The organism is Photobacterium kasasachensis, from assembly GCF_050336885.1.
GTDB lineage: Bacteria > Pseudomonadota > Gammaproteobacteria > Enterobacterales > Vibrionaceae > Photobacterium > Photobacterium kasasachensis.
The window spans coordinates 1-24,326 of record NZ_JAKJSH010000019.1; the positions used below are offsets into that span (position 1 = coordinate 1).

Annotated in this window: 19 protein-coding genes, 5 tRNA genes and 1 rRNA gene; 21 read left to right on the forward strand and 4 right to left on the reverse strand. The window is 48.7% G+C overall.

Features of this window, described 5'->3' with window-relative positions:
- The first annotated feature begins 17 nt into the window (after positions 1 to 17).
- The 3 genes from rrf (at position 18) to L4D19_RS22800 (ending at position 1,725) form a co-directional block, all read left to right on the forward strand.
- Positions 18 to 133 (forward strand): 5S ribosomal RNA (gene rrf, locus L4D19_RS22790).
- Positions 134 to 175: 42 nt separating this feature from the next.
- Positions 176 to 252 (forward strand) — tRNA-Asp (locus L4D19_RS22795).
- 310 nt (positions 253 to 562) lie between these two features.
- Positions 563 to 1,725 (forward strand): IS3 family transposase gene (locus L4D19_RS22800; RefSeq protein ID WP_428454391.1). Its coding sequence is split into 2 segments (ribosomal slippage): positions 563 to 818 and positions 818 to 1,725, totalling 1,164 coding nucleotides; the frame shifts between segments, so codons are not numbered across the junction.
- A gap of 235 nt (positions 1,726 to 1,960) precedes the next feature.
- Here L4D19_RS22800 and L4D19_RS22805 read toward each other — a convergent pair.
- The 3 genes from L4D19_RS22805 to L4D19_RS22815 form a co-directional block, all read right to left on the reverse strand.
- Entirely contained in the window at positions 1,961 to 2,590 is a 630-nt protein-coding gene (locus tag L4D19_RS22805; protein ID WP_428454392.1) for a nicotinamidase, read from the reverse strand.
- Positions 2,591 to 2,601: 11 nt separating this feature from the next.
- On the reverse strand, positions 2,602 to 3,951 hold the full coding sequence (gene pssA / locus L4D19_RS22810) for a CDP-diacylglycerol--serine O-phosphatidyltransferase (RefSeq protein ID WP_160658467.1): 1,350 nt from the start codon (positions 3,949 to 3,951) through the stop codon (positions 2,602 to 2,604).
- 128 nt (positions 3,952 to 4,079) lie between these two features.
- The gene (locus L4D19_RS22815) at positions 4,080 to 4,505 is read right to left on the reverse strand and encodes a GNAT family N-acetyltransferase (RefSeq protein WP_428454393.1); all 426 of its coding nucleotides are present in this window, start codon (positions 4,503 to 4,505) and stop codon (positions 4,080 to 4,082) included.
- A 75-nt stretch (positions 4,506 to 4,580) separates the two neighbouring features.
- Here L4D19_RS22815 and murB point away from each other — a divergent pair, with 75 nt between their 5' ends.
- From murB to rpoC, 16 genes are all read left to right on the forward strand, one after another.
- Positions 4,581 to 5,621, forward strand: a complete 1,041-nt coding sequence (gene murB / locus L4D19_RS22820) for a UDP-N-acetylmuramate dehydrogenase (protein WP_428454394.1) — start codon at positions 4,581 to 4,583, stop codon at positions 5,619 to 5,621.
- A complete protein-coding gene (birA, locus tag L4D19_RS22825) occupies positions 5,618 to 6,580 on the forward strand; it encodes a bifunctional biotin--[acetyl-CoA-carboxylase] ligase/biotin operon repressor BirA (protein WP_239411368.1) in 963 nt (320 codons plus the stop codon). The genes murB and birA overlap by 4 nt, the downstream gene beginning before the upstream one ends.
- Complete coding sequence (locus L4D19_RS22830; RefSeq protein ID WP_075763484.1) at positions 6,580 to 7,311, forward strand: type III pantothenate kinase; 732 nt, start codon at positions 6,580 to 6,582, stop codon at positions 7,309 to 7,311. Before birA ends, L4D19_RS22830 begins: the two co-directional genes overlap by 1 nt.
- Positions 7,312 to 7,407: 96 nt before the next feature.
- Positions 7,408 to 7,483, forward strand: a tRNA-Thr gene (locus tag L4D19_RS22835).
- 19 nt (positions 7,484 to 7,502) lie between these two features.
- Positions 7,503 to 7,587, forward strand: a tRNA-Tyr gene (locus L4D19_RS22840).
- A 39-nt stretch (positions 7,588 to 7,626) separates the two neighbouring features.
- Positions 7,627 to 7,701: transfer RNA gene (locus L4D19_RS22845), tRNA-Gly, on the forward strand.
- A gap of 11 nt (positions 7,702 to 7,712) precedes the next feature.
- A tRNA-Thr gene (locus L4D19_RS22850) sits at positions 7,713 to 7,788 on the forward strand.
- Positions 7,789 to 7,892: 104 nt separating this feature from the next.
- On the forward strand, positions 7,893 to 9,077 hold the full coding sequence (gene tuf, locus L4D19_RS22855; RefSeq protein WP_428454395.1) for an elongation factor Tu: 1,185 nt from the start codon (positions 7,893 to 7,895) through the stop codon (positions 9,075 to 9,077).
- Positions 9,078 to 9,293: 216 nt separating this feature from the next.
- Positions 9,294 to 9,671, forward strand: a complete 378-nt coding sequence (gene secE, locus L4D19_RS22860; RefSeq protein ID WP_075763486.1) for a preprotein translocase subunit SecE — start codon at positions 9,294 to 9,296, stop codon at positions 9,669 to 9,671.
- Between the two features lie 11 nt (positions 9,672 to 9,682).
- Positions 9,683 to 10,228: a transcription termination/antitermination protein NusG gene (gene nusG, locus L4D19_RS22865; RefSeq protein WP_075763487.1), complete on the forward strand. Its 546-nt coding sequence runs from the start codon at positions 9,683 to 9,685 to the stop codon at positions 10,226 to 10,228.
- 125 nt (positions 10,229 to 10,353) lie between these two features.
- The gene (gene rplK / locus L4D19_RS22870) at positions 10,354 to 10,782 is read left to right on the forward strand and encodes a 50S ribosomal protein L11 (RefSeq protein WP_075763488.1); all 429 of its coding nucleotides are present in this window, start codon (positions 10,354 to 10,356) and stop codon (positions 10,780 to 10,782) included.
- Positions 10,783 to 10,786: 4 nt separating this feature from the next.
- Complete coding sequence (gene rplA / locus L4D19_RS22875; RefSeq protein WP_160656143.1) at positions 10,787 to 11,491, forward strand: 50S ribosomal protein L1; 705 nt, start codon at positions 10,787 to 10,789, stop codon at positions 11,489 to 11,491.
- 249 nt (positions 11,492 to 11,740) lie between these two features.
- Positions 11,741 to 12,235: a 50S ribosomal protein L10 gene (gene rplJ / locus L4D19_RS22880; protein WP_075763490.1), complete on the forward strand. Its 495-nt coding sequence runs from the start codon at positions 11,741 to 11,743 to the stop codon at positions 12,233 to 12,235.
- 60 nt (positions 12,236 to 12,295) lie between these two features.
- On the forward strand, positions 12,296 to 12,664 hold the full coding sequence (gene rplL, locus L4D19_RS22885) for a 50S ribosomal protein L7/L12 (protein ID WP_428454396.1): 369 nt from the start codon (positions 12,296 to 12,298) through the stop codon (positions 12,662 to 12,664).
- 222 nt (positions 12,665 to 12,886) lie between these two features.
- Entirely contained in the window at positions 12,887 to 16,912 is a 4,026-nt protein-coding gene (gene rpoB, locus L4D19_RS22890) for a DNA-directed RNA polymerase subunit beta (RefSeq protein WP_160656145.1), read from the forward strand.
- A gap of 101 nt (positions 16,913 to 17,013) precedes the next feature.
- Positions 17,014 to 21,231: a DNA-directed RNA polymerase subunit beta' gene (gene rpoC / locus L4D19_RS22895; protein ID WP_428454397.1), complete on the forward strand. Its 4,218-nt coding sequence runs from the start codon at positions 17,014 to 17,016 to the stop codon at positions 21,229 to 21,231.
- Positions 21,232 to 21,537: 306 nt separating this feature from the next.
- On the opposite strand, the gene L4D19_RS22900 is transcribed toward rpoC, so the two are convergent.
- Complete coding sequence (locus L4D19_RS22900; protein ID WP_075763510.1) at positions 21,538 to 22,020, reverse strand: Rsd/AlgQ family anti-sigma factor; 483 nt, start codon at positions 22,018 to 22,020, stop codon at positions 21,538 to 21,540.
- Positions 22,021 to 22,179: 159 nt separating this feature from the next.
- On the opposite strand from L4D19_RS22900, the gene nudC reads away from it, so the two are divergent.
- Together nudC and hemE are read left to right on the forward strand one after the other, a co-directional pair.
- Positions 22,180 to 22,947 carry an NAD(+) diphosphatase gene (gene nudC / locus L4D19_RS22905; protein ID WP_428454398.1) on the forward strand — a complete coding sequence of 256 codons (768 nt, stop codon included), beginning with the start codon at positions 22,180 to 22,182 and terminating at the stop codon, positions 22,945 to 22,947.
- Positions 22,948 to 23,176: 229 nt separating this feature from the next.
- Positions 23,177 to 24,244, forward strand: a complete 1,068-nt coding sequence (hemE, locus tag L4D19_RS22910; RefSeq protein WP_075763494.1) for a uroporphyrinogen decarboxylase — start codon at positions 23,177 to 23,179, stop codon at positions 24,242 to 24,244.
- The last annotated feature ends 82 nt before the right edge of the window (positions 24,245 to 24,326 follow it).

The window sequence follows — 24,326 nt, forward strand, 5'->3', positions numbered from 1 at the left end:
AGGATAAACAGAATTTGCTTGGCGACCATAGCATTATGGACCCACCTGATCCCATGCCGAACTCAGCAGTGAAACGTAATAGCGCCGATGGTAGTGTGGGGTCTCCCCATGTGAGAGTAGGACATCGCCAGGCTTCCAATTTAGATTATCGCAGTGAACGTGCGGTGATTTGAGTGGAGCGGTAGTTCAGTTGGTTAGAATACCGGCCTGTCACGCCGGGGGTCGCGGGTTCGAGTCCCGTCCGCTCCGCCACTTATACTAAACCCAAGCAGAAATGCTTGGGTTTTTTTATCTCTGTGATTTAACTTTGCTCTTCGAGCAAAAGAGTCCCGCCGGAATGCCGGCCCAGCCGCTCCGCCACTTATTAAGAAGCCTCAGCAGAGATGCTGGGGCTTTTTTGTGTTTGTTAACTCTGTCCACCCTTTGGTCGGATAGCCCGAGACTAGGCGTCTCCGTCGAAAGACTCGGGCTTTCTTACGCCTTTAAGGTATGTTCTGTAGTGGTCTAATAAAGCCGGACACCATTTTAGGTGGTAAAGTTACCACTCATTAAGAGGTGTTCAATGACCAAAAAACGTCGATCATTTAGTCCAGAGTTTAAGCATGATGCAGCAAGCCTAGTGCTTGACCAGAACTATTCAATTCCAGAAGCAAGCCGTGCCGTTGATGTTGGAGATACAGCATTGCGGCGCTGGGTCGAGCAACTAAAAGAGGAACGGAATGGAGCAACGCCGAACTCTAAAGCGTTGACGTCAGAGCAGCAGAAGATCCAAGAACTAGAGGCTCGTATTCATCGCCTGGAGCGAGAAAAAGCCATTTTAAAAAAGGCCACTGCTCTTTTAATGTCGGACGAACTCGAACGTACACGCTGATAGACCAGTTGAGGGAGCATGATACGGTTGAAATGGTCTGTTCCGTGTTCGAAGTCGTCTCATCAAGCTACTACGAGTACAAACAAAGACAGCGACACGTTAATGTTGAGCGATTGGCTTTACGCAGTGAAGTAAAGCGTTTATTTACGCTAAGCCGTAGTTCGGCTGGCAGTCGCTCTATCGTTGCAATGATGCACGAGCGTGGTTATACCGTCGGTCGTTTCAAAATGAGACACTTGATGAAAGAAGCCAGGCTCATGAGTAAGCAACCTGGCTCTCATGCATATAGAAGTGCGAGCATTGAGCGTCCAGATATCCCGAACCATCTGAACAGAGAGTTCGATGTCAGCGTGCCAAATCAAGTGTGGTGTGGTGACATTACATATATCTGGGCTGGAAATCGATGGTGCTATCTCGCCGTCGTTATTGATTTGTTCAGCCGTCGAGTTGTTGGTTGGGCGCTATCTGACAAGCCAGACGCGGCATTAGTAACAAAGGCACTAGCGATGGCTTACGAACAAAGAGGCTGTCCTGAGGGCATACTGTTTCACTCTGACCAAGGGTGCCAGTACGCCAGCCGTAAGTTCCGACAGCACTTGTGGCGCTACCGCATGGAGCAGAGCATGAGCCGCCGTGGTAACTGTTGGGATAATGCGCCGATGGAAAGACTGTTCCGAAGCTTGAAGTCAGAATGGGTGCCCACAGCGGGTTACCGCTCTGTGTCCGAAGCAATGAAGGATATCAGTTTTTATCTGATGGACTACTACAACTGGCAACGACCACACAGTTATCGTGGTGGTATCGCACCAGCTGAAGTAGAAAATCGACTTAACTTACTGTCCGGAATTAGTTGACCACTACATTCGCCCAGCGGTCGAATGAGTCCTGCTGGAATATCGGCACTGCCTAGGTGTGCCTGTTAACTCACAGAGATGCTGACTCAACTACCTGTAAAGAGTCTTTCAGAGTAAGCGCTATGCCGCTTTATATTAAAACTAGTTATAGGTAGTGATGCTTGGATGATGAGAGATATAAAAAAACAGCCTCCGAAGAGGCTGTTTTTTAGTCTCCTGATATTGAACTGTATAGCTATAGCAGCAAGCGAACAGCAGCAAGGTCTGTCGCTACGATGATTCCCGCATTCTGCATGTCGGCACAAGCTTGTTCTGTGGTATCGGGAGCAATCCCGCGGCAAGCTGAAAGATTAACAATAACTTTAAACTGTCCAGTCTGTTGCAGTTGTAAGGCGGTTGTTTTCACACAGTAGTCTGTCGCCAAGCCGCCGACAAGAATAGTGGTGACCTTTTGGCTATCAAGCCATTCGATCAGCCCAGTACTCAGTCTCTCTTCCAGATCATGAAAGCAGGCACCATAAGGGTGAAGATCAGGCTCGATCCCTTTCCAGATAACATGATCGTAATCGGTGACGGCTGGTAATCCTGGGATTGTTTTAAATCCAGCTGTACCTGGGACGGCATGAGCTACCCAGGTTAAGTCTGCATTGGGGTGAGGTAACGGTTGAAGCATTTTATCATGGCTATCAACGACCCATACCGCCTGGGGAGGGTGCGCATCTTTCGTCAATATCCGTAGATCAGCCAGCTCTGCCTGGGCATTGAGCGCGGGAGCGATTTGATCTCCCTCCGGTACAGGCAGCTCATCAGGACAAAGAGGGCTGAAAGTACGTTGCGGATCTACATCAATAGCGGCGATAGTCATGCGTATTTCCTCTACAGGATTTGATTAAGAATATGATCAGCCTTTATTCTGCGGATCCGTTTAATCAACTTCCGTACTGGAGCCGGATAGGTATCGACTTTCTCGATAAATTTATAGCTACCGACAAGCTGAGTATGGCTCAGAATACAGTCGAGCTCTTTTTGCTTCTGCTCGGCTAAAAGTTGGCTCTTATCATGCACTAAGATGGCATTCTCAAGATCTAACTTCCAAGCTCTTGGGTTGAGGTTATTACCTGTGATCAGCATATAGCTGCGGTCAACCCAGATACCTTTAAGGTGGAAGCTGTTGTCATTGTGCTTCCAGAGGTGGATAGCTAGTTGGCGACGAGCAATAGCCCCTTCATTCTGCTTGGCAAAGTTTCTCAGGTTCACCTCATAGAGGTAAGGGAGGCCTGCAATGGTCTTGAACGGCTCGTTAGGCGGAATGTAAAAGTCATTCGCTGTTTTATCACCGACGACAATGGTAACTTTTACGCCTCGTCGGATTGCACGCTTTACTTCACGGCTAATGAGACGGGGGAAATTAAAGTAAGGAGTACAAATGGTCAGCTCTTTCTGCGCACTGGCAATCAGGGTGCAGATATGCTGATTCAGTTTGTTTTTCCGCTTTCCGAGGCCAATCAGAGGTGTTAAGCCGACTTGATCGCTACCGACAGACTCAGGAGAAAAAGAATAACTCGCACGTTGTAATTGGTTGCGAAGATCTTTGATCGCTCCTTTCAGCGCCTTGGTTTCAGGGCGAATTGCCTGGCTCAAGCAATTCACAGCATCACTGTCTGCCAACGTTTCCTTAATGAGCTTCGCCATGCTATCGGCCAGATGAGCATTCTGTATGACGTGGTATCGGTCGTAACGGTAACGCTGATGCTGTGCAAGGTAGACATCATTAAGGCTAGCACCGCTATAGATAACCTTGTCATCAATCACAAAACCCTTCAGGTGCAATACACCGAAGACTTCTCTGTTACGCACCGGAACACCCAGTACATCAATTTGATGCTCATAGCTTTCTGCGAACTCGCGGTATAGTGCAGCATTTCCATCTGATTTAGCGGCACCAATAAGCCCTCGCTGCGCGCGATGCCAGTCGACCAGTACCTTAATATCCAAATCAGGGTTTGCCTGCTTGGCTTCATACAGTGCTGTTAGGATGCCTCGTCCAGCATCATCGTCTTGCAGGTAGAGAGCTACCAGATAAATACGCTGCTTAGCCTGAGTGATTTCTTGGTGAAGACGTTCGCGGAAAGATCCTGCATCTAGAAGTGTCTCTAAATCTTCCGGTTTGTGTGCAATACATGGCAATTGCTCAATGCGCTGCCTGTTAGCAATAGCTGAATCCATTATCGCCTCGTTTACGCGACCTATTAAAGATAAATCTGTTAATTTAGAGCGGAATTATACCAGAAAATTCCCTGATTCTATCAATACCATTATTGGCTTGGGTCACGGATAGGTTGAATAACTGTAAATTAGGGTTGATACCGCATTGCAATCAGCTTCTTTCCACTTTGCCGGTAGCGCCGGAGACGACTCAATAGCGGCTCGGGAAGTTCGCTCTCGGGGAGCGTGATAAAGTTTGCCCCCTGATATAGCGTCTCTAGGTGAGCAAAGGCAAAACAATAACAGGGTGTTTCTATAAGTTGTTGATAACAGCCTGTTAGTAGCTGTTTGGCTAAACCCATACCACGTTGTTCTGGGTGTACTAACATACCGGTGAGTAACTGATAGTTGTCAAATTGCTTGAATCTGACACAGCAGATGATACTGCTGTTATCCTCTCCCACCCAGATAACTTCATCTTTTTTGGCTTTCCCTGCTGGGTAGTAAGATTTATAGAAACGGTTGATCAACGGAAAACGGAGGGGTTCTAGCGGGTGGAATCTAAGCTTGCTCATGGGAAAACACTGCGTTGTCAGAATGAATCAGTTAAAATGCGGCCAATAGTATAAATGGTATGGTTCGATATTAGCATGAAAGTTTTGCAAGAAAGGTCGCTGGCGCCTTTTCACACCTTTGGCATAGAGGTCGCAGCCGAACATATTGTCGTTGCGGAGACGGCAGAGGATTTGGTCGCCATTTGGCAGCATGAACAATATCGGACTTTACCTAAGTTGATTGTCGGACAGGGAAGTAATTTACTGTTCTGTGAAAACTATGCAGGTGTTATCGTGCTGAACCGTATATCGGGCATCGATATAACGGAAACGACAGACAACTATCAACTGCATGTCGGCGCCGGTGAAGACTGGCACCAGCTGGTATGCACAACCATTGAAAACAATATGCCCGGTTTGGAAAATCTCGCGCTAATTCCCGGGTGTGTCGGTTCATCCCCTATCCAGAACATTGGCGCATATGGTGTAGAGCTAAAAGATATCTGCCAATACGTGGATGTGGTTGAGCTGGTAACTGGCAAGCTTTCCCGGCTGTCGGCAGCCGACTGTCAGTTTGGATATCGTGACTCAATCTTCAAGCATGCAATGAAAGATAGCCATGCCATCATTGCGGTTGGTTTGGAACTGCCGAAAGAATGGCTACCGAACTTAGGCTACGGCCCGCTGGCAAAATTTGATCCCGACGCCGTATCGGCCAAAGACATTTTTGACGAAGTGTGCCGAATTCGTCAAGAAAAGCTGCCTGATCCAGCAGTGCACGGCAATGCCGGAAGTTTCTTCAAAAATCCTGTGGTTGACAGTGAGAAGCGAGATGCACTATTGCAGGAGTACCCTCAAATGCCGAGTTATGACGTGGGGAATAGGTGTTACAAACTGGCCGCAGGTTGGCTGATAGATCAGTGCGGCCTGAAAGGCTATGAGGTTGGCGGCGCGAAGGTGCACGAGCAACAAGCGCTGGTGCTGGTAAACCATGCGCAGGCGACAGCCCGGGACGTCATTGAACTGGCGAATGATATAGTTATAACGGTGGACAGGACGTTTGGTGTCACCCTCGAGCATGAAGTACGCTTTATGGCTGCCTGCCAAGAGACAAAACTGGCGGAGATGATGTCATGATAGATCATGCTACACGTTTGGCGTTAGTCGCCATGTTATCGGATGGCCGATTCCATTCCGGTGAGGCGTTAGGAGAGTCGCTTGGGATCTCACGGGCGGCGATAAGCAAGCATATTAAAACGCTGCAAAGCTGGGGATTGGATATCTACCGGGTTCAGGGTAAAGGCTATAGCCTGGCATCAAAATTGGAACTGCTTGATTGCGATAAAATTTTAGCTCAGGTAAAGTGCTCGAGCTTAGATCTCATCCCTGTGATTGACTCAACCAACCAATTTCTGCTGGATCGGGTTGGTCAGCTACCCCAAGGCGCTGTCTGCCTGGCTGAGTATCAGGAGTCGGGCCGTGGCCGACGAGGAAGGCAGTGGCTTTCTCCGTTTGGTAGTAATTTATACCTTTCTATGTATTGGCGCCTTGATGCCGGTATGGCCGCTGCTATGGGGTTAAGCCTTGTTGTCGGAGTGGCGATAGCCGAGGCTCTGCAATCTCTCGGGGCAGATGATATCAAAGTCAAATGGCCCAACGATCTGTATTACCAAGATAGGAAGCTGGCCGGTATTCTTGTCGAAATGACAGGTCAGGCCGGAGAGGCTGCCCACCTGGTGATCGGGATGGGACTGAATGTTGCGATGACTGAGCAGGAAGGATCGGATATCGGCCAGGCGTGGACCAATTTGACGCAGGCTTGCAGCCACCTTCCGGAGCGAAACCAGCTGGCAGCAACGCTGATCCGGCGTTTGTACGAAACGCTTGAGCATTACGAGAGTGTTGGCCTGGATGGCTTCATTGAGCGCTGGAATCGATTAGATAACTTTTTGGATCGCCCTGTGAAATTATTAATTGGTGAGCGTGTGGTAGAAGGAATAGCCCGCGGAATTAATAGTCAGGGGGCGTTATTACTGGAAACCGAACAAGGTATTACGCCTTACGTCGGTGGTGAAATCAGCCTTAGAGGTTGTTAATGCAATTATTAATTGAAGCGGGCAACACCTATGTCAAGGTTGCCCAACTGTTTGACGATGGCAATTTCGAGCTATTAGGCCGATATCCAAGCCGTAAGCTGGAAATGGTGCTAGAGCCGCTGTTAGAGAAGGAAGTTAACAGAATCGTCTTTGCCAGTGTTGGCCCGGTGGAGGTCGATAACTCCATCCAGCGTATTGCCCAATTGGCCAATATTCCGGTAATGCAGGTAAAAACGCTGCGTAAAGATTTTGGCGTAAAGAATGCCTATGCCGAGTACCAATATCTGGGCGTCGATCGCTGGCTGACCTTGGTGGCCATTCGGCAGGAATTTAAAAGGCCAACAGTGATTGTCGATATCGGCACGGCGCTAACCTTTGATGTGCTGTCCGAAGACGGCAAGCATCAGGGCGGTTGGATAGCACCTGGCTACCAGCTCATGATGAAATCGGTACTGGAAAACACCACCAAGGTTTTTTCGGATCGCGAGCACAGTGAAACAATCAGCTTTGCTGACAATACCGCTGATGGTCTGAAAAATGGCTGCCGGGCTGCACTGCTGGGGCTGATTGAATATGGCCTGGGGCAAGCCCGCGATAAACTGAAGGCCGAGCCTGAAGTGATCCTATGCGGTGGAGGCGTTCGTCATTTACCTGTGTCTTGGTCAAAACACTACCGACACCGTTCAGACTTGGTACTGGAAGGCCTTGCTTTGTATGCAAAATGCCGATGATGGCTAAAATTACAACGCTTGATAGAAAAAACTGAAAAAAAAATAATATAGGTATTGCAAGGGCTGGGATCATTCTCTAGAATGCGCAGCACTTAAGCCGACTTAGCTCAGTAGGTAGAGCAACTGACTTGTAATCAGTAGGTCACCAGTTCGATTCCGGTAGTCGGCACCAGTTTCTTTGCAACACCCCTGGAGGGGTTCCCGAGTGGCCAAAGGGATCAGACTGTAAATCTGACGGCTCTGCCTTCGATGGTTCGAATCCATCTCCCTCCACCATTTTCAAATGATTGAATAGCTCTACGAGTTACGAGTTTTGCGGGCATCGTATAATGGCTATTACCTCAGCCTTCCAAGCTGATGATGCGGGTTCGATTCCCGCTGCCCGCTCCACACTTTTGTGTGCTGATATAGCTCAGTCGGTAGAGCGCACCCTTGGTAAGGGTGAGGTCGGCGGTTCAAATCCGCCTATCAGCACCACTCCCTCTCCAAGTCACTTCAATCCTTTTGATATATACTCTACAAACCCATGATTGGTTGTGTGGTCGTAATGCCACCAAATGCCGTGCCTAGAGGGACTATCCATGTCTAAAGAAAAATTTGAACGTACAAAACCGCACGTTAACGTTGGTACTATCGGCCACGTTGACCACGGTAAAACTACTCTAACAGCTGCTATCTGTACTACTCTGTCAAAAGTATACGGTGGTGAGGCTAAAGACTTCGCATCTATCGATAACGCTCCAGAAGAGCGCGAACGTGGTATCACAATCTCTACTTCTCACGTAGAGTACGATACTCCAAGTCGTCACTACGCACACGTAGACTGCCCAGGACACGCCGATTACGTTAAAAACATGATCACTGGTGCTGCGCAGATGGACGGTGGTATCCTGGTTGTTGCTGCAACTGACGGCCCTATGCCTCAGACTCGTGAGCACATCCTACTAGGCCGTCAGGTTGGTATCCCATACATCATCGTGTTCATGAACAAGTGTGACATGGTTGATGACGAAGAACTACTAGAGCTAGTAGAAATGGAAGTTCGTGAACTTCTATCTGAGTACGAATTCCCAGGTGACGACTGCCCAGTAATCATGGGTTCTGCTCTTGGCGCACTAAACGGCGAGAAAGAGTGGGAAGACAAGATCGTTGAGCTAGCTGAAGCACTAGACAACTACATCCCAGAGCCAGAGCGTGCGATCGACCGTCCGTTCATCCTACCTATCGAAGATGTATTCTCAATCCAGGGCCGTGGTACTGTTGTAACTGGTCGTGTTGAGCAGGGTATCATCACTGTAGGTGACGAAGTTGCTATCGTAGGTATCAAAGAAACTACGCTAACTACTTGTACTGGTGTTGAGATGTTCCGTAAGCTTCTTGACGAAGGCCGTGCTGGTGAGAACGTTGGTGTTCTACTACGTGGTACTAAGCGTGACGAAGTTGAGCGTGGTCAGGTTCTTGCTAAGCCAGGTTCTATCACTCCGCACACTACTTTCGAGTCAGAAGTATACGTTCTGTCTAAAGACGAAGGTGGCCGTCACACGCCATTCTTCAAAGGCTACCGTCCACAGTTCTACTTCCGTACAACTGACGTAACTGGTACTATCGAGCTACCAGAAGGCGTTGAAATGGTAATGCCTGGTGACAACATTAAAATGGTTGTTACTCTAATCGCTCCTATCGCGATGGACGAAGGTCTACGCTTTGCGATCCGTGAAGGCGGTCGTACAGTAGGTGCCGGTGTTGTTGCTAAGATCGTTGAATAATATTTGACGACAAGGCACCAAAAAGGGCATCATTTGATGCCCTTTTTCTGCGTTCGATTTTTGGTCAGGTTGTTTTTTGGTCAGGAACGCAGAGTAAAAGTTTATTGAGATGAAGTTTTTTCCATGTAATTAAGGCGTTAGCGCTTTCCTTCATTTATGGCCTCGCACTTGCGGGGTTATTTTCGTCTATATTGAGACTAGTTACAGGTTGGTTGTATGAAAGCGAATGCCGAAAACCAAAGCAGCTCTAGCAGTATGGATGGCCTAAAATGGGTCGCTGTATTTGCTTTGCTAGCTGCCGCTGTGGTTGGTAATTACCTGTACAGTGATGTTTCTGTAGTGTTGCGCGCCTCGGCCGTTGTAGTTCTTGTAGCTGCAGCTGGTGGTCTTGCCGCACTTACAGCAAAAGGTAAAACCGCGATTACGTTTGCCCGCGAATCGCGCATGGAAGTCCGCAAGGTAGTATGGCCTACTCGTCAGGAAGCTACGCAGACAACCTTTATCGTTTTAGCTGTCACTGTCATTATGGCGTTAGCCTTGTGGGGTATCGACGGCATCATGGTCCGTCTAGTCCGCCTAGTTACCGGTGTGTGAGGTAAGAGTTCATGAGCGAAGCTCCAAAAAAACGATGGTATGTAGTACAGGCCTTTTCAGGTTTTGAAGGTCGTGTAGCGCAATCACTACGTGAGCATATCAAGATGCATAGCATGGAAGACTACTTTGATGAGGTACTTGTACCTACTGAGGAAGTGGTTGAGATGCGTGCAGGTCAGCGCCGTAAGAGTGAACGTAAGTTCTTCCCAGGCTATGTGCTTGTACAGATGGTGATGAACGATGAGACATGGCATCTGGTACGTAGTATCCCTCGTGTAATGGGGTTCATCGGCGGCACTTCAGACCGTCCAGCTCCTATCTCTGATAAAGAGGCGGATGCCATTCTTAACCGTCTTCAGCAGGCAAGTGAATCACCAGTTCACAAAACTGTCTTTGAGCCGGGTGAAGTTGTACGTGTTACCGACGGGCCTTTTGCAGACTTTAACGGCGTTGTAGAAGAAGTTGACTACGACAAGAGCCGCGTGAAGGTTTCTGTATCGATCTTCGGCCGTGCAACACCGGTTGAGCTTGAGTTCGGTCAGGTTGAAAAAAGCTGATCAATAATTAATCAGCTGTTATTGTCAGGGGCGTGAAATTGGACTATAATTTCGCGCCCTTTCGTTAGACGGGGAGTCTGTTCTTTTACGAATAGACGTTCGAACCCAAATTTAGGTATATAGCAATGGCTAAAAAAGTAGAAGCATACATCAAGCTGCAGGTAGCAGCTGGTGCAGCAAACCCTAGTCCACCGGTTGGTCCAGCTCTTGGTCAGCACGGTGTGAACATTATGGAATTCTGTAAAGCGTTCAACGCTAAGACTGACTCAATCGAGAAAGGTCTTCCAATTCCTGTTGTTATCACAGTATACAACGACCGTTCTTTCACGTTCGTTACTAAGACTCCACCTGCAGCAGTTCTTCTGAAGAAAGCAGCAGGCGTTAAGTCTGGTTCTGGCCGTCCTAACACTGAGAAAGTTGGTACTGTTACTGACGCTCAGGTTCAGGAAATCGCTGAAACTAAAGCGGCTGATATGACTGGTGCTGACATCGAAGCTATGAAGCGTTCGATTGCAGGTACTGCTCGTTCAATGGGCCTAGTGGTAGAGGGTTAAGACAATGGCAAAACTGACTAAACGCATGCGCGTTATCCGTGACAAAGTTGACGTAACTAAAGAGTACGAAATCAACGAAGCTGTTGCTCTTCTTAAAGAACTAGCTACTGCTAAATTTACTGAAAGTGTTGACGTTGCTGTTAACCTTGGCATCGATGCACGTAAATCAGACCAAAACGTTCGTGGCGCAACTGTGCTACCACACGGTACTGGTCGTGATATCCGTGTTGCTGTGTTCACTCAAGGTGCAAACGCAGAAGCTGCTAAAGAAGCAGGCGCTGACCTAGTAGGTATGGAAGAACTTGCTGACCAGGTTAAGAAAGGCGTGATGGACTTTGACGTTGTTATCGCATCTCCAGATGCAATGCGCGTTGTAGGCCAGCTTGGTACTATTCTTGGTCCACGCGGTCTGATGCCAAACCCTAAAGTTGGTACTGTAACTCCTAACGTTGCTGAAGCAGTTAAGAACGCTAAAGCAGGTCAGGTTCGTTACCGTAACGACAAGAACGGCATCATCCACACTACTATCGGTAAAGTGGATTTTGACGCAGCAAACCTTAAAGAGAACCTAGAAGCACTTCTAGTTGCTCTGAAGAAAGCTAAGCCTTCTTCTGCTAAAGGTACTTTCATCAAGAAAGTTAGCATCTCCACCACTATGGGTGCAGGTGTAGCGCTAGACCAGAACTCTCTGGAAACTAACGCACAATAATTTGCAGAACTGCCAGGTTAGTGTATAATCTGGCGTTCACAAATTCATGGCTGAGGCTAATTGCTTGTAAATTAGCCTTCGTCCAAGACCGTAGGCGTTCTTAGGAACTTAATACTACCTACGTAGACGGTGCCAGAACATGATTGATGTAAATCTGTCTTGGATCTGCGCCGTAAAGACTCTCCTGTCATACTGGCAGTGAGTGGTGTAATGACTGGGGTAACCCAGCTAAATCCAGGAGCTAATCCAATGGCATTAAATCTTCAAGACAAAAAAGCAATTGTTGCTGAAGTCAACGAAGCTGCCAATGGTGCCCTGTCTGCAGTTGTTGCTGACTCTCGTGGCGTTGCAGTTGATGCGATGACTTCTCTACGTAAACAAGCTCGTGAAAACGGCGTTTACCTGAAAGTTGTTCGTAACACACTAGCACGCCGTGCAGTTGAAGGTACTGACTTCGAGTGTCTACAAGACACTTTCGTTGGTCCTACACTGATCGGTTTCTCTAACGAGCACCCAGGTGCTGCAGCGCGTCTTTTCAAAGACTTCGCTAAAGAGAACAAAGATTTCGAGATCAAAGCAGCCGCATTCGAAGGCGCTGTTGCTGACGCAGAAATTCTTGCGACACTACCAACTTACGACGAAGCGATTGCACGCCTAATGATGTGCATGAAAGAAGCTTCAGCTGGCAAGCTGGTACGTACTATCGCAGCTCTACGCGATCAGAAAGAAGAAGCAGCGGCATAATTGCCCTGGTTTTTCACTGGTTGCTATTTAAACTAATTGTTGATTTCAAAGAGAATTGTTATGTCTATCACTAACGAGCAAATCCTAGACGCAGTTGCAGAAATGTCTGTAATGCAAGTTGTTGAGCTTATCGAAGCTATGGAAGAAAAATTCGGTGTTTCTGCTGCAGCTGCAGTAGTAGCAGGCGGCGCAGCAGGCGGTGAAGCTGCTGAAGAGCAAACTGAATTTGACGTAATCCTAACTTCTGCTGGTTCTCAGAAAGTTCAGGTTATCAAAGCAGTACGCGGCGCAACTGGCCTAGGTCTGAAAGAAGCTAAAGGTCTTGTAGACGGCGCTCCAGCACCTCTGAAAGAAGGTGTTGACAAAGCTGAAGCTGAAGCTCTTAAAGCTCAGCTAGAAGAAGTTGGTGCTTCTGTTGAAATTAAGTAATTTTTACTTAATTTCTTAGCCTGAAAAGGCTAATGGCTGGTGGCTAATTGCCACCGGCCTTTTTGCGCTGTAGGGTAGTGGTGTTTTTCACATTGTTTTGCAACCACTAACTGTGCAAAAAAACAGCTCTTTTTTGATGCTGTTCCTACAATAAACAGTGTTATTAGTCACTGCTCCTCGTTTTGAGCAGTTTGGATCACTTATCAGCGATCTGAGGAACCTATGGTTTACTCTTATACCGAGAAAAAGCGTATCCGTAAGGATTTTGGTAAGCGTCCACAAGTGTTGGACATACCATACTTGCTGTCGATCCAGCTTGAGTCTTTTAAAAAGTTCATCGAGCAGGATCCGGAAGGGCACTACGGTCTAGAAGCTGCCTTTCGTTCTGTTTTTCCAATTCAGAGCTATAACGGCAATTCCGAGCTGCAATACGTTAGCTATCGTCTCGGTGAGCCGGTCTTCGATGTTAAAGAATGTCAGATTCGTGGCGTAACATACTCTGCACCGTTGCGTGTGAAGCTACGTCTTGTCATGTATGACAAAGATGCGCCAGCTGGCACCGTAAAAGACATCAAAGAACAAGAAGTTTACATGGGCGAGATTCCGCTCATGACTGATAACGGTACATTCGTTATTAACGGTACCGAGAGGGTTATCGTATCCCAGCTGCACCGTAGCCCGGGTGTCTTCTTCGACAGCGATAAGGGTAAAACCCACTCCTCAGGTAAAGTGCTTTATAATGCACGCGTAATCCCATACCGTGGTTCATGGTTGGATTTCGAATTTGATCCTAAGGATAACGTATTCGTACGTATCGACCGTCGTCGTAAGCTTCCAGCTTCAATTATTCTTCGTGCGCTAGGTTACACAACCGAGCAAATCCTTGACATGTTCTTCGAGAAAGTAAACTTCGAAGTTCAAGGTAAGTCTCTGGTTATGGAACTTGTGCCTGACCGTCTGCGTGGCGAAACTGCAAGCTTCAACATCGAAGCGAACGGTAAGCTATATGTAGAGCAAGGCCGCCGAATCACAGCCCGTCATATTCGCCAGCTTGGCAAAGACGGTGTTGACCATATTGAAGTCCCTGTTGAATACATCGTGGGTAAAATCGCATCACGTGATTACGTGAACGAGGAAACCGGCGAGCTAATCGCAGCAGCTAACCAAGAACTAAGCCTAGAGACTCTGGCTTTGCTTTCTCAAGCAGGTCACAAGTCACTGGAAGTTCTGTTCACCAATGACCTGGATTACGGTCCGTACATGTCTGACACCATCCGTGTCGACAGCACGACTGACCGCCTAAGTGCGCTAGTAGAAATCTACCGCATGATGCGTCCTGGTGAGCCGCCAACACGTGAAGCCGCAGAGCAGCTATTCGAAAGCCTGTTCTTCTCAGAAGATCGTTACGATCTCTCTGCTGTTGGTCGTATGAAGTTCAACAGCTCTCTTCTACGTGATGAGACAACGGGTGCGGGTACCCTGGATCACTCTGACATCATTGACGTGATGCGCAAACTGATCGACATCCGTAACGGCCGTGGTGAAGTTGATGATATCGACCACCTTGGTAACCGTCGTATCCGTTCTGTTGGCGAAATGGCTGAAAACCAGTTCCGTGTTGGTCTAGTTCGTGTTGAGCGTGCAGTTAAGGAACGTCTAAGCCTAGGCGATCTTGACGCTGTGATGCCTCAGGACCTAATCAATGCGAAGCCAATTTCTGCGGCAGTTAAAGAGTTCTTTGGCTCTTCTCAGCTGTCTCAGTTTATGGACCAGAACAATCCACTGTCAGAAGTTACTCACAAACGTCGTATTTCGGCGCTTGGTCCAGGTGGTCTGACTCGTGAGCGTGCTGGCTTCGAAGTTCGAGATGTTCACGCGACCCACTACGGTCGTCTATGTCCTATCGAAACGCCAGAAGGTCCAAACATCGGTCTGATCAACTCACTGTCGGCATTTGCCCAGTGTAATGCTTACGGTTTCCTGGAAACTCCATACCGTAAAGTAATCGACGGCAAGGTAACCGAAGAAATCGACTTCCTGTCTGCGATTGAAGAAGGCCAATATGTTATCGCTCAGGCGAATGCCGCGCTTAATGAAGACGGTTCTTTCGCTGACGAATTGATCACTGCTCGTCAGAAAGGTGAATCAGGCCTGCACCCACGCGACCATGTTCAGTACATGGACGTTGCAACCAACCAGGTTGTATCGGTGGCGGCATCTCTGATCCCGTTCCTAGAGCACGATGATGCAAACCGTGCCCTTATGGGTGCGAACATGCAGCGTCAGGCTGTTCCGACACTGCGCGCTGACAAGCCGCTAGTTGGTACAGGTATCGAGCGTAACGTAGCCGTTGACTCCGGTGTAACTGCCGTTGCCAAACGTGGCGGACAAGTACAGTCAGTAGATGCTTCTCGTATCGTTATCAAAGTTAACGAAGACGAGCTGGTACCAGGCGAAGCGGGTATCGACATCTACAACCTGACTAAGTACACCCGTTCTAACCAGAACACATGTATCAACCAGCGTCCGACTGTGATGCCGGGTGAGCCTGTGGCTCGTGGCGATGTGCTTGCTGATGGTCCTTCAACCGACCTGGGTGAGCTGGCGCTTGGTCAGAACATGCGTATCGCGTTCATGCCTTGGAACGGTTACAACTTCGAGGATTCCATCCTAGTTTCTGAGCGTGTTGTACAGGAAGATCGCCTGACAACTATCCACATCCAAGAGCTATCTTGTGTGGCGCGTGATACTAAGCTGGGTGCTGAAGAAATCACTGCTGATATCCCTAACGTGGGTGAAGCGGCGCTTTCTAAGCTGGATGAATCAGGTATCGTTTACATTGGTGCTGAAGTGAAGGGTGGCGACATCCTGGTTGGTAAAGTGACGCCTAAGGGCGAAACTCAGCTAACACCTGAAGAGAAGCTACTACGTGCTATCTTCGGCGAAAAAGCATCTGATGTGAAAGACTCTTCACTACGTGTACCGAACTCTGTGTCTGGTACGATCATCGACGTTCAGGTATTTACCCGCGATGGTGTAGAAAAAGACAAGCGTGCGCTTGAAATTGAAGAGATGCAGCTGAAAGAAGCGAAGAAAGATATCACGGAAGAATTCCAGATCCTTGAGGGTGGTCTTCTTGCACGTGTTCGTACGCTTCTGCTTTCTGCTGGTTACAGTGAAGACAAGATTGCTTCAATGGACCGCGAGAGACTGTTTGCACAGACACTTGATGACGAAGCACAGCAAAACCAGCTGGAGCAGCTTGCAGAGCAGTATGATGAACTGAAAGCTGAGTTCGATAAGAAGTTTGAAACCAAGCGTCGTAAGATCACACAGGGTGATGACCTAGCGCCGGGCGTACTTAAGATTGTTAAAGTATACCTAGCGGTTAAGCGTCGTATCCAGCCTGGTGATAAGATGGCGGGTCGTCACGGTAACAAGGGTGTAATCTCTAAGATCAACCCTGTTGAAGACATGCCGTACGATGAGAAAGGTCAGACAGTCGATATCGTACTGAACCCACTGGGTGTACCATCTCGTATGAACATCGGTCAGATCCTCGAGACTCACCTGGGTCTTGCAGCGAAAGGTATCGGTGACAAGATCAACGAGATGCTGAAGCAGCAGCAAGAACTTCACAAGTTCCGTGAATTCCTGCAAAAAGTCTACGATCTGGGCGATACGCGCCAGAAAGTTGATATCGCTGCTCTATCTGACGACGAAGTACGTACGTTGATTAAGAACCTACGTAACGGTCTACCGATTGCAACGCCTGTATTTGATGGTGCACCTGAAGCATCAATCAAAGAGCTGTTGAAACTGGGTGATCTGCCTGAGTCTGGTCAGCTGAAACTGTTTGACGGTCGTACCGGTGACATGTTTGAGCGTCCTGTAACCGTTGGTTACATGTACATGCTGAAACTGAACCACTTGGTTGATGACAAGATGCATGCCCGTTCTACCGGTTCTTATAGCCTTGTTACTCAGCAGCCGCTGGGTGGTAAAGCACAGTTCGGTGGTCAGCGTTTCGGTGAGATGGAAGTATGGGCGCTGGAAGCATACGGCGCAGCTTACACTCTACAGGAAATGCTAACTGTTAAGTCGGATGACGTTAACGGCCGTACGAAGATGTATAAGAACATCGTCGATGGCGACCATCGTATGGAACCTGGTATGCCGGAATCCTTCAACGTATTGTTGAAAGAAATCCGCTCGTTGGGTATCAACATCGAGCTGGAAGACGAATAAGCCTAGGCTAGTTACCTATACTTATTTAGTTACTCCGGTATAAATATGAAGGCGCCAGTAGACTGGCGCCTTTATGGGTCAACTCCTCACAGGAGCCGAATGTGAAAGACTTACTTAAGTTTCTGAAAGCACAACACAAGACTGAAGAATTTGATGCAATCAAAATCGGTCTTGCTTCACCTGACATGATCCGTTCATGGTCTTTCGGTGAAGTTAAAAAGCCAGAAACCATCAACTACCGTACTTTTAAGCCTGAGCGTGACGGTCTTTTCTGTGCACGTATCTTTGGCCCGGTAAAAGACTACGAGTGTCTTTGTGGCAAATATAAGCGCCTGAAGCACCGTGGTGTTATCTGTGAAAAATGTGGTGTTGAAGTTACTCAGACCAAAGTACGTCGTGAGCGTATGGGTCACATCGAGCTAGCTTCACCTGTAGCCCACATCTGGTTCCTTAAGTCACTGCCATCTCGTATCGGTCTGTTAATGGACATGCCGCTACGTGACATCGAGCGTGTACTTTACTTCGAATCTTACGTAGTGATCGAACCGGGTATGACCAACCTTGAGCGTAGCCAGCTGCTGTCTGAAGAACAGTACCTGGATGCACTTGAAGAGTGGGGCGACGAATTCGACGCGAAAATGGGTGCAGAAGCGGTTAAAGCATTGCTGGCCAACATGGACCTGAATGCCGAAATCGAGCTGATGCGCGAAGAGCTAGATGAAACTAACTCTGAAACCAAGCGTAAGAAACTAACCAAGCGTCTTAAGCTTGTAGAAGCATTCCTGCAGTCAGGTAACAACCCAGAGTGGATGATCCTGTCTGTACTGCCAGTTCTGCCGCCGGATCTACGTCCGCTGGTACCGCTGGACGGTGGTCGTTTCGCAACTTCGGATCTGAACGATCTGTACCGTCGCGTTATCAACCGTAACAACCGTCTGAAGCGCCTTCTAGACCTGGCTGCTCCTGATATCATCGTACGTAACGAAAAACGTATGCTTCAGGAGTCTGTTGATGCATTGCTAGATAACGGTCGCCGTGGCCGCGCTATCACAGGTTCAAACAAGCGTCCTCTGAAATCTTTGGCTGACATGATCAAAGGTAAGCAGGGTCGTTTCCGTCAGAACCTACTTGGTAAGCGTGTTGACTACTCAGGTCGTTCTGTTATCACCGTAGGTCCATACCTGCGTTTGCATCAGTGTGGTCTTCCTAAGAAGATGGCACTTGAGCTATTTAAGCCATTCATCTACGGCAAGCTAGAGACTCGTGGTCTGGCGACAACGATCAAAGCTGCCAAGAAGATGGTAGAACGCGAAGAAGCGGTTGTTTGGGATATCCTGGACGAAGTGATTCGCGAACACCCAGTAATGCTTAACCGTGCACCAACACTGCACCGTCTAGGTATTCAGGCATTCGAACCAGTACTTATCGAAGGTAAAGCGATCCAGCTTCACCCACTAGTGTGTGCGGCCTATAACGCCGACTTCGATGGTGACCAGATGGCGGTACACGTACCTCTGACTCTGGAAGCACAGCTTGAAGCACGTGCACTGATGATGTCTACCAACAACATCCTGTCGCCAGCGTCTGGTGATCCGATCATCGTACCTTCTCAGGACGTTGTATTGGGTCTTTACTACATGACGCGTGAGAAAATCAACGCGAAGGGTGAAGGCATGTACCTTGCTGGACCTGCCGAGGCAGAGAAAGCATACCGTACTAAGAGCGCAGAGCTTCATGCTCGCGTTAAAGTACGCATCACAGAGCATCGCTATGACGAGCAAGGTAACCTGGTTGCTGATACTAAGCTTGTTGATACGACTGTGGGCCGTGCAATGCTATGGACGATCGTACCAAAAGGTCTTCCATACAGCCTGGTGAACACTGAAGCTCTGGGTAAGAAACAAATATCTAAACTGCTTAACACTTGTTACCGTGAACTGGGCATGAAAGATACCGTTATCTTTGCTGACCAGATCATGTACACAGGTTTTGCTTACGCGGCACTGTCTGGTGTTTCTGTTGGTATCGACGATATGGTTGTACCAGAAGCGAAATACACCAAGATCGCAGAAGCTGAAGCAGAAGTTGCTGAAATCCAGGAACAGTTCCAGTCTGGTCTTGTAACTGCCGGCGAACGATACAACAAAGTTATCGATATCTGGGCAACTGCCAACGAGCAGGTTGCTAAAGCGATGATGGATAACCTGTCTTTCGATACTGTTATTAACCGTGACGGTGAAGAAGAGCAGCAGAAATCGTTCAACAGCGTATACATGATGGCCGACTCAGGTGCTCGTGGTTCCGCAGCACAGATTCGTCAGCTAGCGGGTATGCGTGGTCTGATGGCTAAGCCGGATGGCTCAATCATCGAAACGCCGATCACTGCGAACTTCCGTGAAGGTCTGAACGTACTACAGTACTTCATCTCTACTCACGGTGCTCGTAAGGGTCTTGCGGATACCGCACTTAAGACAGCGAACTCCGGTTACCTGACTCGTCGTCTGGTAGACGTTGCACAGGATGTAGTTATCACAGCAGACGATTGTGGTACGCATGCTGGTATCACCATGATGCCTCTGATCGAGGGTGGTGATGTTAAAGAGCAACTGGGTGATCGTGTTCTTGGCCGTGTTGTTGCTGAAGACGTTATCAAGCCGGGTACAGACGAAGTACTTGCTCCACGTAACACGCTACTTGATGAGAAGTGGTGTGAGATCCTGGAAGCAAACTCTGTTGACCAGGTGAAAGTACGTTCGGTAGTAACCTGTGAGAACGACTTCGGTTGTTGTAAGAACTGTTACGGTCGTGATCTGGCTCGTGGTCACTTGGTTAACCAGGGTGAGGCAGTGGGTGTTGTTGCTGCTCAGTCAATCGGTGAACCGGGTACACAGCTTACGATGCGTACGTTCCACATCGGTGGTGCGGCATCTGCGGCAGCTGCAGAAAACAGCATTCAGGTTAAGAACAATGGTTCGATGAAACTACATAATGCCAAGTTTGTTACTAACAACGAAGGCAAGCTAGTTATCACTTCTCGTGCGTCAGAAATGAGCGTTATCGATGAGTTCGGTCGTACCAAAGAGAACTACAAACTGCCATACGGCTCACACCTGACTAAAGGTGATGCTGCGGAAGTTAAAGCTGGCGAAGTTATCGCTAACTGGGACCCGCACACAATGCCAATCATCACTGAAGTGGCAGGTCGTGCTCAGTTTGTTGACCTGATTGATGGCGTAACGGTTTCTCGTCAGACTGATGAGCTAACAGGCCTGTCTATGATCACTGTACTTGACGCTGCAGAGCGTACCGGTGCAGGTAAAGACATGCGTCCGACAGTTAAGCTAGTTGATGAAAACGGTAACGACGTAATGATCGCCGGCACTGAAATGCCAGCTCAGTACTTCCTGCCGGGCAAAGCAATCATCCAGCTTGAAGACGGTGCCATGGTTGGTATCGGTGATACGCTAGCACGTATCCCTCAGGCTTCTGGCGGTACGAAAGATATCACCGGTGGTCTGCCACGAGTTGCTGACCTGTTCGAAGCACGTAAGCCGAAAGAGCCAGCAATTCTTGCTGAAATCACGGGTACGGTTTCGTTCGGTAAAGAGACGAAAGGTAAGCGTCGTCTGATCATCACACCTGCCGAAGGCAATGCATACGAAGAAATGGTTCCTAAGTGGCGCCAGCTGAACGTATTCGAAGGTGAGAAGGTCGAGAAAGGTGATGTAATCGCCGATGGTCCAGAGGCTCCGCACGATATTCTACGTCTACGTGGTGTACACGCAGTTGCAGAATACATCGTGAACGAAGTTCAGGAAGTTTACCGTCTACAGGGCGTTAAGATTAACGATAAGCACATTGAAACTATCGTTCGTCAGATGCTTCGTAAGGTAACGATCACTGTTTCTGGTGACTCTGAGTTCCTACCGGGTGAGCAGTTAGAGTACTCTCGCGTAACTATCGCAAACCGTAAGCTTGAAGCTGAAGGTAAGCTACCGGCTACGTACGAGCGTGATCTGCTTGGTATCACCAAAGCGTCTCTGGCAACTGAGTCGTTTATCTCGGCAGCATCGTTCCAGGAAACGACTCGCGTACTAACAGAAGCTGCGGTTTCTGGTAAGCGTGATGAGCTACGTGGCCTGAAAGAGAACGTAATCGTTGGTCGTCTGATCCCTGCGGGTACTGGCTTCGCCTACCACCAGGAGCGTCAGCGTCAACGTGATGCAGAGCTAGAGCCTGTAGCACCTCAGGTTGATGCAGAGCAAGCGTCTCAGGATCTTGCAGCACTGCTAAATGCTGGCCTGACTGACGAAAACTAATAGGTTTCGTCTCTTGAGCTAAGCAATAAAAAGGCACCCAATAGGGTGCCTTTTTGTTTATGGGGCTAATTCGCTTGAGATAAGTTGATAAGAGCCGCTATGTTATTGATATAAAAATCCCCAGTGTCAGCGAACACTGGGGATAGCAAGAGTTTCAGGGCAAGTGAGCGTGCAGGTGACTAGGGCATAGACACTCATAATCACGCATAGGCCGAAGAGAGCTGTGGGCGAGACAGCGAGAATTAGCCGGACTGAACAGGCTTCGTTGCTGTCTAGGTCATTTCTGCGTTCATGCCTAGTGGGGCTTTACGCTCCCGGCGGACACGCTAAGCTTTCGCTGATTAGCTCAATCAGGTTATCTTCTAATGCAAATCGGAGTTCGATCAATTCGCCGACAGAAGACAGATCGTTGTCAAAGTCGGGAATATCACCCCCTTCATCGACAGAGCAGTAGCGGTCGGTAAAATTCAGCAAAGGGTCGGTTGTCTGGGTGATTTGTGAATATAGCCGCGAGATATCTTCAGTAGGCGAATAGCCAGTTGCATTCCAGCGTTCCATCACCATGTCATAGATTTTGAAATGGCCTTCGGAGATATAGTCGACAAGCTGTTGGCTGAAAAGTTGGAGTTGTGAAGCGGTTGGAAGCTGGCGTGTATTGTGTTCAAACGGGGGGAGCCCCGCTAACTTGCAATAGTCGATCAGTAATTGCTGACGGGACATCAGCCAGTGATCGATGACATCGCTGGTGCCGCCCCACTGTTTCTGTACTTGCTCGAATTTACTTAACATGACCATGCCCTCATGATCGATCAGTACCGACACAAGGGCACTGATTTCGATACCTGTGAAACTCTTAAAAAAGAGAACCTTGTATGACGGATCAATAATCCGTTACTAGGTTTAGATTGCCAGTAAAAAGCAAACCCTGCAAGGATGGATGTGACATTGATGTTAAAAAAACAAGAATTAGCGTATTGGTGTATAGTTAAAAATCGTAAGTTATATTTGATTAATCATACACTTCCCCTGATGACTCCGGCCCAGGCAGGGGGAAATAGCGAACAGGCGCGCCATATTGGCGAGTATCACAAAAAGCCGGTTTATTGGCTGGAAGCCACTGAAAATTATAAGGAAGAAGATTTTTATTCTCAAAGGGAATTGTTGAACCTAGATAGTACTCTCTTCAATTTGGCAGGCAAAGCGACGCAACTCTCCCACATGCTGCACACTCAGGCTTATTGTTCTGCCTGCGGTGCGCGTTGCGAGCTGGTATCAACGGAGTTGGCGATGGTGTGCCAGGGTTGTCTAGCGCATCATTATCCGCGCTTATCTCCCTGCGTGATCGTTGCGGTGCGTAACCGGGACAAAATCCTGCTGGCTCAGCACCCGCGGCATAAGACAGGCATGTACACGGTGATCGCCGGGTTTGTCGAGGCCGGAGAAACGCTGGAGCAGTGTGTGGCCAGGGAAGTCGAAGAGGAAACAGGGATCACCGTCAAAAACATTCGTTATTTTGGCAGCCAGCCCTGGGCCTTTCCGTCTAACCTGATGATGGGTTTTCTGGCGGACTATGACAGCGGTGAGCTGAAGCCCGACTATGAAGAGCTGAGCGATGCTATCTGGGCGACGAAAGATCAACTGCCGGCACTGGCTCCGGAAGGAACGATTGCCAGAGCATTGATTAACCATACTTTATCGTTGATGGCTGAACGGTAGGATAAAAAAACCCTCCTAAGTGGAGGGGTAAGGTGCAGTTATTTGCTCTCGACGAGCAAAATCATTGTTATTATTGCTAGCGCGCAGATTTTGTACCATGGGAGCCCTGTGAGTCGCAAACCTAGTGAACAGATTGTTGCCGTAAACATGATCTGCTTAACAATTGGGCTCTTTTGTTGCTGTCATGGAGTGATACAATACGCCGCAGAATTAACCCATGGAGTCCAGAATGAGCGAATTAAAGAATGACCGCTACCTACGTGCGCTGTTGAAGCAACCGGTAGATTGCACACCGGTATGGATGATGCGTCAGGCAGGCCGCTATCTGCCAGAGTATCGTGCTACACGTAGTGTTGCTGGTGACTTCATGTCGCTATGTAAAAATGCCGAGCTGGCGAGTGAGGTAACCCTTCAGCCACTGCGCCGTTTTCCGCTGGATGCTGCAATTCTGTTCTCAGATATTCTGACTATCCCGGATGCGATGGGGCTGGGGCTGTACTTCGAAACGGGTGAAGGCCCTAAGTTCGAGCGTCCGATCACTTGCAAGGCCGATGTCGATAAAATTGGCTTACCGGATCCGGAAGGTGAGCTGCAGTACGTAATGAATGCCGTTCGTCAAATCCGTAAGGATCTTCAGGGCGAGGTGCCGCTCATTGGCTTCTCTGGCAGTCCGTGGACACTGGCCACCTATATGGTTGAAGGTGGAAGCTCTAAAGCCTTCACCAAGATCAAAAAGATGATGTATGCTGAGCCGGCGACACTGCACCTGTTGCTGGATAAGCTGGCTGACAGTGTTGTCGAGTATCTGAATGCCCAGATCAAAGCTGGTGCGCAGTCAGTGATGGTATTTGATACCTGGGGTGGTGTTCTGACGCCGCGCGACTACAACGAGTTCTCGCTGCGCTACATGCACAAGATCGTCGATGGCCTGATCCGTGAAAATGACGGCCGCCGTGTTCCTGTGACGCTGTTTACCAAGAACGGTGGCATGTGGCTGGAGCAGATCGCAGCAACGGGCTGTGATGCAGTAGGTCTTGATTGGACCATCAATATTGCTGATGCCAAACGTCGTGTCGGTGACAAAGTGGCCCTGCAGGGGAATATGGACCCATCTATCCTGTATGCTCAGCCAGAACGTATCCGTCAGGAAGTCGCGACAATTCTGGAAGGCTACGGCGACGAGGGAACCGGTCACGTGTTCAACCTTGGCCACGGTATTCACCTGGATGTGCCGCCTGAAAATGCAGGTGTGTTTGTGGAAGCGGTACACGAGCTGTCCAAGCCATATCATAAATAAGAGTGGGTTCCTGGGTACTAGGTTACTAGGCCCGAGGAAGAGGATTAAGAGCCCATGCAGTCTTACTGTGTGGGCTCTTTGT

What these genes read in the sequence shown, in the direction of transcription:
- L4D19_RS22805 (WP_428454392.1), bottom strand. Translation starts at nt 2,590, where the DNA reads ATGACTATCGCCGCTATTGATGTAGATCCGCAACGTACTTTCAGCCCT.
- pssA (WP_160658467.1), bottom strand. Translation starts at nt 3,951, where the DNA reads ATGGATTCAGCTATTGCTAACAGGCAGCGCATTGAGCAATTGCCATGT.
- L4D19_RS22815 (WP_428454393.1), bottom strand. Translation starts at nt 4,505, where the DNA reads ATGAGCAAGCTTAGATTCCACCCGCTAGAACCCCTCCGTTTTCCGTTG.
- murB (WP_428454394.1), top strand. Translation starts at nt 4,581, where the DNA reads ATGAAAGTTTTGCAAGAAAGGTCGCTGGCGCCTTTTCACACCTTTGGC.
- birA (WP_239411368.1), top strand. Translation starts at nt 5,618, where the DNA reads ATGATAGATCATGCTACACGTTTGGCGTTAGTCGCCATGTTATCGGAT.
- L4D19_RS22830 (WP_075763484.1), top strand. Translation starts at nt 6,580, where the DNA reads ATGCAATTATTAATTGAAGCGGGCAACACCTATGTCAAGGTTGCCCAA.
- tuf (WP_428454395.1), top strand. Translation starts at nt 7,893, where the DNA reads ATGTCTAAAGAAAAATTTGAACGTACAAAACCGCACGTTAACGTTGGT.
- secE (WP_075763486.1), top strand. Translation starts at nt 9,294, where the DNA reads ATGAAAGCGAATGCCGAAAACCAAAGCAGCTCTAGCAGTATGGATGGC.
- nusG (WP_075763487.1), top strand. Translation starts at nt 9,683, where the DNA reads ATGAGCGAAGCTCCAAAAAAACGATGGTATGTAGTACAGGCCTTTTCA.
- rplK (WP_075763488.1), top strand. Translation starts at nt 10,354, where the DNA reads ATGGCTAAAAAAGTAGAAGCATACATCAAGCTGCAGGTAGCAGCTGGT.
- rplA (WP_160656143.1), top strand. Translation starts at nt 10,787, where the DNA reads ATGGCAAAACTGACTAAACGCATGCGCGTTATCCGTGACAAAGTTGAC.
- rplJ (WP_075763490.1), top strand. Translation starts at nt 11,741, where the DNA reads ATGGCATTAAATCTTCAAGACAAAAAAGCAATTGTTGCTGAAGTCAAC.
- rplL (WP_428454396.1), top strand. Translation starts at nt 12,296, where the DNA reads ATGTCTATCACTAACGAGCAAATCCTAGACGCAGTTGCAGAAATGTCT.
- rpoB (WP_160656145.1), top strand. Translation starts at nt 12,887, where the DNA reads ATGGTTTACTCTTATACCGAGAAAAAGCGTATCCGTAAGGATTTTGGT.
- L4D19_RS22900 (WP_075763510.1), bottom strand. Translation starts at nt 22,020, where the DNA reads ATGTTAAGTAAATTCGAGCAAGTACAGAAACAGTGGGGCGGCACCAGC.
- nudC (WP_428454398.1), top strand. Translation starts at nt 22,180, where the DNA reads ATGTTAAAAAAACAAGAATTAGCGTATTGGTGTATAGTTAAAAATCGT.
- hemE (WP_075763494.1), top strand. Translation starts at nt 23,177, where the DNA reads ATGAGCGAATTAAAGAATGACCGCTACCTACGTGCGCTGTTGAAGCAA.